Origin of the sequence: Pseudothauera hydrothermalis (assembly GCF_003345255.1) — a bacterium.
Taxonomy (GTDB): domain Bacteria; phylum Pseudomonadota; class Gammaproteobacteria; order Burkholderiales; family Rhodocyclaceae; genus Pseudothauera; species Pseudothauera hydrothermalis.
This window is the reverse complement of sequence record NZ_CP029331.1, coordinates 2,409,358-2,421,181: the sequence shown is the minus strand read 5'-3', so window position 1 is coordinate 2,421,181 and position 11,824 is coordinate 2,409,358. Positions and strand designations below refer to the sequence as shown.

Below are 11,824 nucleotides of genomic sequence, written 5' to 3'. Positions count from 1 at the left end.
ATGCTCGACCGGCTGATCGAATGGTCCGCGCGCAATGTTTTCCTGGTCTTGCTCGCCACCTTTGCGGTGGTCGCCGGCGGCGTGTATGCGCTGAAAAAGACGCCGCTGGACGCGCTGCCCGATCTTTCCGACGTGCAGGTGATCGTCTATACCCAGTACCCCGGCCAGGCGCCACAGGTGGTGGAGGACCAGGTCACCTATCCGCTCACCACCGCCATGCTCGCGGTGCCCAAGGCCCGTGTGGTGCGCGGTTTCTCGATGTTCGGCGCCTCCTATGTGTACGTGATCTTCGAGGACGGCACCGACATCTACTGGGCGCGCTCGCGGGTGCTGGAATACCTCAGCGCGGCGCAGGGCAACCTGCCTTCCGGGGTCAATCCGCAGCTCGGCCCAGATGCCACCGGCGTGGGCTGGGTGTTCCAGTACGCGCTGACCGGCAAGGCCCAGTCTCTTGCCGACCTGCGCAGCGTGCAGGACTGGTACGTGCGCTACCAGCTCACCAAGGCCGGCGGCGTGGCCGAGGTGGCCAGCGTCGGCGGCTTCGTCAAGCAATACCAGGTCACCGTGGACCCGCACCGGCTGGCGGCTTTCGGCATACCGCTGGCGCGCGTGTCGCAGGTGATTCGCGAGTCCAACCGCGACGTCGGCGGCCGGGTGGTGGAACTGGCCGAGAAGGAATTCATGGTGCGCGGCCTGGGGTATCTCGATGGCGTGGGCGACATCGAAAAGCTGGTGCTCAAGGCCGACGGCGGCACCCCGGTGCGGGTGTCGGACGTGGCGCGGGTGGAGCTGGTGCCGGCCGGCCGGCGCGGCATCGCGGAACTCAATGGCGAAGGCGAGGTGGCCTCCGGCATCGTCATGGCGCGCTTCGGTCAAAACGCGCTGGAGGTGATCGCCAACGTCAAGAAAAAGATCGAAGAACTCAAGCCGGGGCTACCGGAAGGCACCGAGATCGTGCCGGTGTACGACCGCGCGCCGCTGATCGAGCGCGCGATCGCCAACCTCAAGTGGACGCTGATCGAGGAGAGCCTGATCGTCGCCGCGGTGTGCGTGATCTTCCTGCTTCATGTGCGCAGCGCGCTGGTGGCCATCATTACGCTGCCGATCGGTATCCTCATCGCCTTCATCGCCATGCGGGCGATGGACATGGGCAGCAACATCATGAGCCTGGGCGGCATTGCGATTGCCATCGGCGCGATGGTGGATGCGGCCATCGTGATGATCGAGAACGCCCACAAGCGCCTGGAACGCCTGGCGCCGGAGGCCACGCAGCACGAGCGCGCGATGACCATGATCGCCGCCTGCAAGGAGGTCGGCCCGGCGCTGTTCTTCTCGCTGTTGATCATCACCGTGTCCTTCCTGCCGGTGTTCACGCTGGAAGGGCAGGAAGGGCGGCTGTTCAGCCCGCTGGCTTTCACCAAGACCTTCGCCATGGCGGGCGCCGCGCTGCTGTCGGTGACCCTGGTGCCGGTGCTGATGATGTTCTTCATCCGCGGGCGCATCATGCCGGAGCAGAAGAACCCGGTAAACCGCTTGCTGATCCGGGTGTACCGGCCGATCATCCAGTGGGTGATGCGCCACAAGTGGCTTACCCTGGTGCTGGCGCTGGCGTCGATGGCCGCCACCGTGTTCCCGGCACGGCAGATCGGCTCGGAGTTCATGCCCACGCTCGATGAAGGCGCCATCTTCTACATGCCGGCTTCGCTGCCGGGCATGTCGGTGACCGAAGCGTCCCGCCTGCTGGCGGTGACCAACCGGGTGATCAAGACCTTCCCCGAAGTCGAGTCGGTGTACGGCAAGGCCGGGCGCGCCGCGAGCGCCACCGACCCGGCGCCGATCGAGATGTTCGAGACGGTGATCAACCTCAAACCGGCGTACGAGTGGCGTCCCGGCATGACGGTGGACAAGCTGATCGCCGAGATGGACGCGGCGCTCAAGTTCCCAGGGGTCGCCAACTCGTGGACCATGCCGATCAAGGCGCGCATCGACATGCTGTCCACCGGCATCCGCACCCCGGTGGGGGTGAAGGTGTTCGGCAAGGATCTCGCCACTATCGAGCAGCTGGCGCGCGAAATCGAGCAGGCAGTGAAAGACGTGCCAGGCACATCGAGCGCCTATGCCGAGCGTGCCACCGGCGGCTACTACCTGGACATCGTCCCGCGCCGCGAGCAATTGGCGCGCTACGGCATCACCGTGGGTGACTTCCAGCAGGTGGTGGCCACCGCACTGGGTGGCGCGCCGGTGACCACCGCGGTGGAGGGCCTGGAGCGCTACGACATCAGCGTGCGCTATCCGCGCGCCCTGCGTGACGACCCGCAGCGTATCGCCACCGAGGTCTTGGTGCCGGCAGCCGCGGGCATGATCCCGCTCGGCCAGCTCGCCGATATTCATTTGCGCAACGGCCCGCCCGGAATCAAGACCGAAAACGCTTTGCTCGTTGCCTATGTGTTCATCGACATCCGCGACCGCGACATCGGCTCTTATGTGAAGGAGGCTCAGCAGGCGGTGGCCGCGAAGGTCCGCTTCCCGCCCGGCTACTACGCCACCTGGTCGGGGCAGTTCGAGTACATGGAGCGCGCCAAGGCCAAGCTGATCGTGGTGGTGCCGCTCACCCTGGCGATCATCTTCGTGCTGCTCTATCTGAACTTCCGGCGCCTGACCGAGACCCTGATCGTCATGCTGTCGGTGCCCTTCGCACTGGTCGGCGGCGTCTGGCTGATGTGGTGGCTGGGCTACAACATGAGCGTGGCGGTGGCGGTGGGCTTCATCGCCCTGGCCGGCGTGGCGGCAGAGACCGGCGTGGTGATGCTGCTCTATTTGGATCAGGCATGGCGCCGGATTCGTGCCGAGCGCGCAGCCGAAGGGCGGCTGCCCGGCGCGGCCGACCTCTACCACGCGATCATGGAAGGCGCGGTGGAGCGGGTGCGGCCGAAGATGATGACCGTGGTGGCGATCATGGCCGGCCTGCTGCCCATCATGTGGAGCACCGGCACCGGTTCGGAGGTGATGAGCCGCATCGCCGCGCCCATGGTGGGCGGGATGATCTCCTCCACCGTGCTGACCCTGGCGGTGATCCCCGCGCTCTACGCGCTGGTCAAGGATTGGCAGCTGCGCCGCAGTCAGCGCGGGGCGGCGCGGATCGTGCCGATCGGGCAGGCGTGAGCGGACGGGTGCGGTGGTGCGCGCCCGTCAGTGCGCGCGCAAAGCGGGGCGCAGCGCCTCCAGCGCACGCTGCAGCCGCATGACCGTACCGTCGATATCGTTGAGCTTGTCCAGGCCAAACAAGCCGATCCGGAAAGTTTTGAAATCCGCCGGCTCGTCGCATTGCAGCGGCACGCCGGCCGCAGTCTGCAGCCCGGCGGCAGCGAAAGCCGCGCCGCTTTTGATGGCCTCATCGTCGGTGTAGCTCACCACCACCCCCGGTGCCTTGAAGCCTTCAGCGGCCACGCTGGGAAAACCGTGTGCTTCCAGTAGCCCGCGCACCCGGGCGCCGAGCGCTTCTTGCGCGGCGCGCATCGTTTCGAAGCCGCGCTGTTCGGTCTCCAGCATGCTGTCGCGCAGCCGGCGTAGGCCGTCGGTGGGCATGGTGGCGTGGTAGGCGTGGCCGCCGCTTTCAAAGGCGGCCATGATCTGCAACCACTTTTTCAGGTCACAGGCGAAACTGGTGCTGTCGGTGGCATCGATCCGTGCGCGCGCGGCTTCGCCCAGCATCACCAGGCCACAGCAGGGCGAGCTGCTCCAGCCTTTTTGCGGCGCGCTGATCAGGATGTCGACGCCGGTCGCCTCCATGTCCACCCAGATCGCACCGGAGGCGATGCAGTCGAGCACGAACAGGCCGCCCACGGCATGCACCGCGTCGGCCACTGCACGCAAATAGGCGTCGGGCAGGATCATGCCGGCGGAGGTTTCCACATGAGGCGCAAAGACCACTTCAGGGCGGTGCTCACGGATCGCGGCGACGACTTCGTCGATCGGCGGTGGGATAAACGGCGCCTGAGGCTGGTCGCTCGTCGGCCGCGCTTTGAGCACCACCGATGCGGCTGGAATGCCGCCCATGTCGAAAATCTGGGTCCACCGATAGCTGAACCAGCCATTGCGGATCACCAGTGTGTTGCGTCCAGTGGCGAACTGGCGTGCAACCGCCTCCATGGCAAAAGTACCGCTGCCGGGCACGATGGCCACCGCCTGGGCGCGATAGACCTTCTTCAATAACGCCGACAGATCGCACATCACGCCCTGGAAGGCGCGCGACATGTGGTTCAGCGAGCGGTCGGTATAGACCACCGAGTATTCGAGCAGGCCATCGGGATCGACATCGGGCAGCAGGCCGGGCATGGTCACCTCCTTGAGTGCGCCCGGCGCTGGCGTGCGCCGGGCCAATACGCGGCCGCCCGCCGGAGGGTCCGGCGCAGCCAGCCGCAGGCGAATCTGTTATCCGTTTATCCGTTCATGCACGCTCAGTCCGGCAGCTCGCCAAAAGCCGGCACGACCTCGTCGATCAGCGCGTGCATGGCGGCGCGGATTTGTGCTTCGCTGCAACCCATCAATAGGGCATCTTCCATGATGTCCTGCACCGTCTGGCGCAGTTCCGCATGGTTTTCATTGAGCACTTTGATTTTTTCCAGACAGGCGATTGGCGCGCCATTGGGCTTGCGCCAGACGATGGTTTCGGCAGTCTTGGTCTTCATAGCCGGCGAATCCTTGGGCAGGTGTTTCGGATTCTAGCCCGGTCGGGGCCGCTGCGTCAGGCTTCACAAAACGCCGCGGCCCGCTCCCTGGCGGGCCGCAATTTTGGCCTGTGCCTTGCGGGCGCGGGCCACAAACGATCAAGCGGATTTGCGGGCCGGCTTGGCAGCAGTGCTGCCGACGGCCTTGATGGCCGCGCTGGTTGCGGCGTTGATGTTGGCTTCGGCGATATCCACCACCTGGCGTGCCGCCTTGCTGACGCTGTCATAGGCGGAGTTGGCGGCGGCGAGCGCGCTCTTGGCTGCGGAGACGGCTACGTCGGAACCGGCCGGAGCGGACTTGGCGGCCTCGTCCAGCACGGCATTCATCGTGTTGTTCAGCTCGGCAAAATGGGATTCGAGCAGCTTGGTGATCTCTTCCTGGCTTTGCGACGCGATTTCATAAACGCCGCGGTAGTAGGCCACCAGCTTTTCGGCACCGGGTTGAACGAGCGAGGTTTGCAGGGTGACAAAGGCTTGCGGATCCTTGGCTTCGGTCAATGCCTTGAGGTGGGCCATGCTGTCTTCGATCATGGCGCGGGCGGTGTTGAGGTTCAGCGCTGCCAGACGTTCGGCAGAGGCCATGGCGGCGGCGCTGACGCCCAGCAAGGATTCAATAGTGGCTTTGTTGCTTGCGGCGAGTTTTTCGGGGGTGGTGATCATGGTGGGCTCCTGATGAGGTGAGGGTTGGCATGGCCGGCAGCAGATGATCGGGATGTTCATTGCTGCAGTGCACAATTGACAGTTTAAGATGCAAAACTGAGAAGTCAAGAAATGATTTGTGCGTTGCAGCAAAATTTTTACGGATGCATTGCGGCACTAAACGAAAAACGGGCCGGCGGAACCCGCAAGTTCCGTCGGCCCGTCAGTGTGCACGCAGGCAAATTGGGGCCTGCCGCGTGGGTTTTATTTTTTGCGCGCGGGCGGCAGGTCGGTGCAGCTGCCATGCGCCACTTCGGCGGCCATGCCGATGGTCTCTCCCAGCGTCGGGTGCGGATGGATGGTCTTGCCGATATCCACCGCATCGGCGCCCATTTCGATTGCCAGGCAGACCTCGCCGATCATGTCGCCGGCCGACGGGCCGACGATGCTGCCGCCGATCACCCGGTGGGTCTCGGCGTCGAAGATCAGCTTGGTGAAGCCATACTCGGCGCCATTGGCGATTGCGCGCCCCGAAGCCGCCCACGGGAATTTCGCCACCTCGACCTTCTTGCCTTCGGCCTTGGCCTGCGCCTCGGTGTAGCCGACCCAGGCCACCTCCGGATGGGTGTAGGCCACGCCGGGGATCACCGTGGCGTCGAAGGCCGCCCGGGCAAGCTCCGGCTTGCCGAGTGCCTCGCCGGCCGCCACTTCGGCCGCCACATGCCCCTCATGCACCGCCTTGTGCGCCAGCATCGGCTGGCCGACGATGTCGCCGATGGCGAAGATGTGCGGCACATTGGTGCGCATCTGCGCATCGACTGGGATGAAGCCGCGCTCATTGACGATCACGCCGGCCTTGTCGGCGCCGATCTTTTTGCCGTTGGGCGTGCGGCCGGCCGATTGCAGGATCAGGTCGTAGCGCACGGGTTCAGAAGGCGCGTTGTCGCCTTCGAACTTCACCCACAGCCCGTCGTCCTTGGCCTCGACCGCGACGGTCTTGGTCTTGAGCATGATCCGGTCGAAGCGGTGGGCGTTGTGTTTTTCCCACACTTTGACCGCGTCGCGGTCCGGCCCCTGCATCAGGCCGTCCGTCATCTCGACCACGTCGATGCGCGCGCCCAGCGTGGAATACACCGTGGCCATCTCCAGGCCGATGATGCCGCCGCCGATCACCAGCATCTTTTCCGGCACCTGGCGCAATTCGAGTGCGCCGGTCGAATCGACGATGCGCGCATCGCGCGGCAGGAAGGGCAGATGCACCGCGGCGCTGCCCGCGGCGATGATGCACCGCTTGAAGCGCACGACCTTCTTCGCGCCGGTCTTGTCCTGGCTGCTGCCGGTGGTTTCTTCGACTTCCAGATGATGCGGATCGAGGAAATGGCCATAGCCACGGATCACCTCGACCTTGCGGCCCTTGGCCATGCCGGCAAGACCAGCGGTCAGCTTGCCGACCACGCCGTCCTTGTGTTTGCGCAATGCGTCGATGTCCACCGTGGGTTTGGCAAAGCCGATGCCGGCCGCCGCGGCATGTTCGGCTTCCTCGATCACTGCCGCGACATAGAGCAGCGCCTTTGAAGGGATGCAGCCGACGTTCAGGCACACGCCACCGAGCGTGGCGTAGCGCTCGATGATCGCGGTCTTGAGGCCCAGGTCGGCGGCGCGGAAGGCCGCCGAATAGCCACCCGGACCGCCGCCGAGCACCACCAGGTCGTATTCGGCATCCGCGCCACCGGCGTGCGCGGCGGCCGACGGGGCGCTCACCGGCGCGGGGGGCGCAGCCGGGGCAGGGGTTGCGGCAGGCGCTTCTGCGCCGGCTGCCGCTTCAACCTTCAAGAGCACCGTGCCTTCGCTGACCTTGTCGCCGACTTTGACCAGCACCTCGCGGACCACACCGGCGGCCGAGGCGGGCACGTCCATCGTCGCCTTGTCGGATTCCAGCGTGCACACCGCGTCATCGACCGCGATGCGGTCGCCGGGTTTGACGAACAGTTCGATGATCGGCACATCCGAGAAATCCCCGATGTCCGGCACCTTGATGTCGACTATCTGGCTCATCTCCTGGCCTCCTTACAGCATGACCCGACGGAAGTCGGCCAAAAGTTGCGCCAGATACACATTGAAGCGGGTGGCCAGCGCGCCGTCGATGACCCGGTGATCCGCGGTCAGCGACATCGGCAGGATCAGCCGCGGCACGAATTGCTTGCCGTCCCACACCGGCTTCATGACCGACTTGTTGACCCCGAGGATCGCGACTTCCGGCGCGTTGATGATCGGCGCGAAATAGGTGCCGCCGATGCCGCCCAAAGACGAAATCGTGAAGCAGGCGCCGGACATGTCGGCCGGGCCGAGCTTGCCGTCGCGCGCTTTCTTGGCCAGCTCGGCGGTCTCGGCGGCGATCTCGAACACGCTCTTTTTGTCGGCGTCCTTGACCACCGGCACCACCAGGCCATTGGGCGTGTCGGCGGCGAAGGCGATGTTGTAGTACTTCTTGTAGACCAGGTTGTCGCCATCGAGGCTGCTGTTGAACTCGGGGAATTCCTGCAGCGCGCGCACCGAGGCCTTGATGATGAAGGCAAGCATGGTGAGCTTTCTGCCGGACTTCTCGTTTTCCTTGTTCACCTGCACCCGGAAGGCTTCCAGGTCGGTGATGTCGGCATCCTCGTGATAGGTCACCGCCGGGATCATCACCCAGTTGCGCGCCAGGTTCTGGCCGGAGATCTTCTTGATCCGGCTCAAGGGTTTGACCTCGATCTGGCCGAACTTGGCGAAGTCGACCTTCGGCCAGGGCAGTAGATCCAGGCCGCCGCCGAGGCTGGCGCCGGCTGGCGCAGCCGGCGTGCGGCCCGGCACCACGCCGCTGGTCATCGCGCCCTTGACGAAGGCGGTCACGTCTTCCTTCAGGATGCGGTTCTTCGGCCCGGTGGCCTTGACCTGGGCCAGATCCACGCCCAGCTCGCGGGCATAGGCGCGCACCGAGGGGCTGGCGTGTACCTTGCCGCCGAGCTTCACCGCCGACGGGGCCGCCGGGGTCGGTGCGGCGGCCGGCATCGGAGCCGGGGCGGCCGCTGCCACCGGCGCGCTGGGTGCGGGTGGCGACGCTACCGCTGCGGATGAAGCGGTCGCCGTGGCGGCGCCGGTGTCGACCTTCAGCAGCAGGCTGCCCTTCGACACCTTGTCGCCGACCTTGACCAGCACCTCGCGGATCACCCCGGCAGCCGACGCGGGCACATCCATGGTGGCCTTGTCGGATTCCAGGGTGCACACCGGATCATCGACCTGGATGCGGTCGCCGGCCTTTACGAACAGTTCGATTACCGGCACGTCGGAGAAGTCGCCGATGTCCGGCACCACCACCTCGACCAGGCCGCCGGCTGGCGCCGGCGCGGCGCTTTCCGTGGCTGCAGCGGCCAGCGGCGCGGGGGCTGTCGGATGGGGCGCGACGGGGGCGGAGGCGGCCGTTGCGGCGGCTTCGGCCTCGACTTTGACGAGCACGCTGCCTTCGGACACCTTGTCGCCGACCTTGACCAGCACTTCGCGGATCACCCCGGCAGCCGACGAGGGCACATCCATGGTGGCCTTGTCGGATTCCAATGTGCACACCGGGTCATCGACCTTGATGGTGTCGCCCACCTTGACGAACAGCTCGATCACCGGCACATCCGCGAAGTCGCCGATGTCCGGAACCTTCACTTCAATCAACTGGCTCATCGTCATCTCCTCCTCAGACCGTCACCGGATCGGGCTTGTTGGCGTCGAGCTTGTACTTGACCATCGCGGCGGCGACCTTGTCGCGCTCGATCACCCCGTCGTCGGCCAGCGCCTTCAGCGCGGCCAGCGTCACCCAGTAGCGGTCCACCTCGAAGAAGTGGCGCAGCTTTTCACGGGTGTCGGAGCGGCCGAAGCCGTCGGTGCCCAGCGTGACATAGGTGCGCTTGACGAAGGGGCGGATCTGTTCGGCATAGAGCTTCATGTAGTCGGTGGCGGCGATCACCGGCCCTTCGGTGCCTTCCAGGCAGGTCTCGACATGCGACTTCTTCGGCGTCTCCAGCGGATGCAGCAGGTTCCAGCGCTCGCAGTGCTGGCCGTCGCGGGTCAGCTCGTTGAAGCTCGGGCAGCCCCACAGATCGGCTTCCACGCCCCAATCGTTTTTGAGCAGATCGGCGGCGGCGATGACCTCGCGGAAGATGGTGCCGGAGCCCAGCAGTTGCACCCGCGGCCCCTTCTTGTCGGCGCCCTTGCGGAAGGCGTACATGCCCTTCAGGATGTCATCTGCGGCACCGGCCGGCATCTCGGGATGTTCGTAGTTCTCGTTCATCACCGTGATGTAGTAGTAGATGTCTTCCTGTTCGGCGAACATCCGGCGCAGCCCGTCCTGCACGATCACCGCCACCTCGTACTGGAAGGTCGGGTCGTAGGACACGCAGTTGGGGATCATGTTGGCCATGATCTGGCTGTGACCGTCCTCGTGCTGCAAGCCTTCGCCGTTGAGCGTGGTGCGTCCGGCGGTGCCGCCGATCAGGAAGCCGCGGGTGCGCTGGTCGGCCGCCGCCCAGCACAGGTCCATGGTGCGCTGCAGGCCGAACATCGAATAGAAGATGTAGAACGGGATCATCTGCACGCCATGCACGCTGTAGGCGGTGCCGGCGGCGATCCAGTCGGCCATAGCGCCGGCCTCGTTGATGCCTTCCTGCAGCACCTGGCCGGTTTCCGATTCTTTGTAGAACATCAACTGGTCATGGTCTTCCGGCACGTATTTCTGCCCGTCCTGGTTCCAGATGCCGTACTGGCGGAACATGCCTTCCATGCCGAAGGTGCGGCTCTCGTCGGGCACGATGGGCACGACATGGCGACCAATGTGCTTGTCTTTGAGCAGGGTGTTCATGATTCGCACCATGGCCATGGTGGTCGACAGCTCACGTCCCTCGCCGGACGCCTTGAGCAGCGCAGCGAAAGTCTCCAGACCCGGCACCGTCAGCGGTTCGGCCTTGCGCCGGCGCTGCGGCAGAAAACCACCCAGTGCCATGCGGCGCTCTTTCATGTACTGGTATTCGGGTGAGTCTTCTGCAAAGCGCAAGTACGGCAGTTCGGCGAGCTTGTCGTCCGGCACCGGCAGGTTGAAGCGGTCGCGGAAGCGGCGGACTGCCTCCAGATCGAGCTTTTTCTGCTGGTGAGAAATGTTCATCGCCTCGCCCGCCTGGCCCATGCCGAAACCCTTGATGGTCTTGGCGAGAATGACCGTGGGCTGTCCGCGATGCTCGGTGGCGGCTTTGTAGGCGGCAAAAATCTTGAAAATGTCGTGCCCGCCGCGGTTCAGTTGCCAGATTTCGTCGTCGGTCCAGTCGGCCACCAGCGCCTTCAGTTCCGGGGTGTTGAAGAAGTGCTCCCGCACATAGGCGCCATCTTTGGCCTTGAAGGTCTGGTACTCGCCATCGACGCATTCCATCATGCGTTTTTTGAGAATGCCCTTTTTGTCGCGTGCGAACAGCGCATCCCAGTGGGTACCCCAGATCACCTTGATCACATTCCAGCCGGCACCGCGGAACTCGGCTTCGAGTTCCTGGATGATCTTGCCGTTGCCGCGTACTGGGCCATCGAGCCGCTGCAGGTTGCAGTTGATCACGAAGATCAAATTGTCCAGGCGTTCGCGGGCCGCCATGCCGATGGCGCCGAGCGACTCGACTTCGTCGGTCTCGCCGTCGCCCAGGAAGGCCCAAACCTTGCGCTGCGCGGCCTTGGCCGCATCGATCAGGCCGCGGCTGGCCAGGTACTTCATGAAACGGGCCTGGTAGATGGCCTGCAGCGGCCCCAGGCCCATCGATACGGTCGGGAACTGCCAGAAATCCGGCATCAGCCAGGGGTGCGGGTAGGAGGAGATGCCCCGGCCGTCGACTTCCTGACGGAAGTTGTCGAGCTGCTCCTCGGTCAGCCGGCCGAGCATGAAGGCGCGGGCATACACGCCGGGCACCGAATGGCCCTGGAAAAAGACCAAGTCGCCGCCGGTCTCATGCTCGATGCTTTTCCAGAAATGCGAAAAGCCCACGTCATAGAGCGCCGCGGCCGAAGCAAACGAGGCGATATGGCCACCGACGTTGGTGTGCTTGTTGGCGCGCACCACCATGGCCATGGCGTTCCAGCGAATAAAAGAGTGAATCCGGATTTCCATGTCCGGATTGCCGGGGTATTTAGGCTGCTGCTCGACCGGGATGGTGTTGATGTACTGAGTGTTGGCCGAGTAGGGAATGTCCACCCCTTCTTCGCGCGCGGATTCGATCAGTTTCTCGATCAGGTAGTGGGCGCGCGCAGCGCCCTCGTTGTCGATCACGGCGGCCAGTGCGTCCAGCCATTCCTGCGTTTCCTGCGCGTCCGGATCGGTCTGCAGCAGTACGTTGGCGTTCCCGGTCATGGTCTGTCTCCTCATGACTTGCGGTTGGCGACACCCTTCCGGTTGCGGGGAAACC

Annotated in this window: 7 protein-coding genes; 1 reads left to right on the top strand and 6 read right to left on the bottom strand. The window is 64.8% G+C overall.

Translation table 11 applies throughout. The features are described from left to right. Positions 1-3,162, top strand: a complete 3,162-nt coding sequence (locus tag DIE29_RS11610; protein WP_114650322.1) for an efflux RND transporter permease subunit — start codon at positions 1-3, stop codon at positions 3,160-3,162. A 27-nt stretch (positions 3,163-3,189) separates the two neighbouring features. Here the strand turns inward: DIE29_RS11610 and DIE29_RS11605 are convergent, their stop codons facing one another. The 6 genes from DIE29_RS11605 to aceE all read right to left on the bottom strand — a co-directional run bounded on the left by DIE29_RS11605 (position 3,190) and on the right by aceE (position 11,769). After that, positions 3,190-4,335 (bottom strand): pyridoxal-phosphate-dependent aminotransferase family protein, encoded by a 1,146-nt coding sequence (locus DIE29_RS11605; RefSeq protein ID WP_102043274.1) that lies wholly within the window; start codon positions 4,333-4,335, stop codon positions 3,190-3,192. Positions 4,336-4,457: 122 nt separating this feature from the next. Then, the gene (locus tag DIE29_RS11600) at positions 4,458-4,688 is read right to left on the bottom strand and encodes a hypothetical protein (RefSeq protein WP_102042515.1); all 231 of its coding nucleotides are present in this window, start codon (positions 4,686-4,688) and stop codon (positions 4,458-4,460) included. 138 nt (positions 4,689-4,826) lie between these two features. Then, positions 4,827-5,387, bottom strand: a complete 561-nt coding sequence (locus tag DIE29_RS11595; protein WP_102042514.1) for a phasin family protein — start codon at positions 5,385-5,387, stop codon at positions 4,827-4,829. A gap of 243 nt (positions 5,388-5,630) precedes the next feature. Beyond that, the gene (lpdA, locus tag DIE29_RS11590) at positions 5,631-7,421 is read right to left on the bottom strand and encodes a dihydrolipoyl dehydrogenase (protein WP_114649972.1); all 1,791 of its coding nucleotides are present in this window, start codon (positions 7,419-7,421) and stop codon (positions 5,631-5,633) included. A gap of 12 nt (positions 7,422-7,433) precedes the next feature. After that, a complete protein-coding gene (gene aceF, locus DIE29_RS11585) occupies positions 7,434-9,074 on the bottom strand; it encodes a dihydrolipoyllysine-residue acetyltransferase (RefSeq protein WP_114649971.1) in 1,641 nt (546 codons plus the stop codon). Between the two features lie 13 nt (positions 9,075-9,087). Then, positions 9,088-11,769 carry a pyruvate dehydrogenase (acetyl-transferring), homodimeric type gene (aceE, locus tag DIE29_RS11580; protein WP_114649970.1) on the bottom strand — a complete coding sequence of 894 codons (2,682 nt, stop codon included), beginning with the start codon at positions 11,767-11,769 and terminating at the stop codon, positions 9,088-9,090. Positions 11,770-11,824 lie beyond the last annotated feature (55 nt).

Bases quoted from the DNA above. Each gene is read 5' to 3' on its own strand.
- lpdA (WP_114649972.1), bottom strand. From the start codon at position 7,421: ATGAGCCAGATAGTCGACATCAAGGTGCCGGACATCGGGGATTTCTCG.
- DIE29_RS11605 (WP_102043274.1), bottom strand. From the start codon at position 4,335: ATGCCCGGCCTGCTGCCCGATGTCGATCCCGATGGCCTGCTCGAATAC.
- aceE (WP_114649970.1), bottom strand. From the start codon at position 11,769: ATGACCGGGAACGCCAACGTACTGCTGCAGACCGATCCGGACGCGCAG.
- DIE29_RS11600 (WP_102042515.1), bottom strand. From the start codon at position 4,688: ATGAAGACCAAGACTGCCGAAACCATCGTCTGGCGCAAGCCCAATGGC.
- DIE29_RS11595 (WP_102042514.1), bottom strand. From the start codon at position 5,387: ATGATCACCACCCCCGAAAAACTCGCCGCAAGCAACAAAGCCACTATT.
- aceF (WP_114649971.1), bottom strand. From the start codon at position 9,074: ATGAGCCAGTTGATTGAAGTGAAGGTTCCGGACATCGGCGACTTCGCG.
- DIE29_RS11610 (WP_114650322.1), top strand. From the start codon at position 1: ATGCTCGACCGGCTGATCGAATGGTCCGCGCGCAATGTTTTCCTGGTC.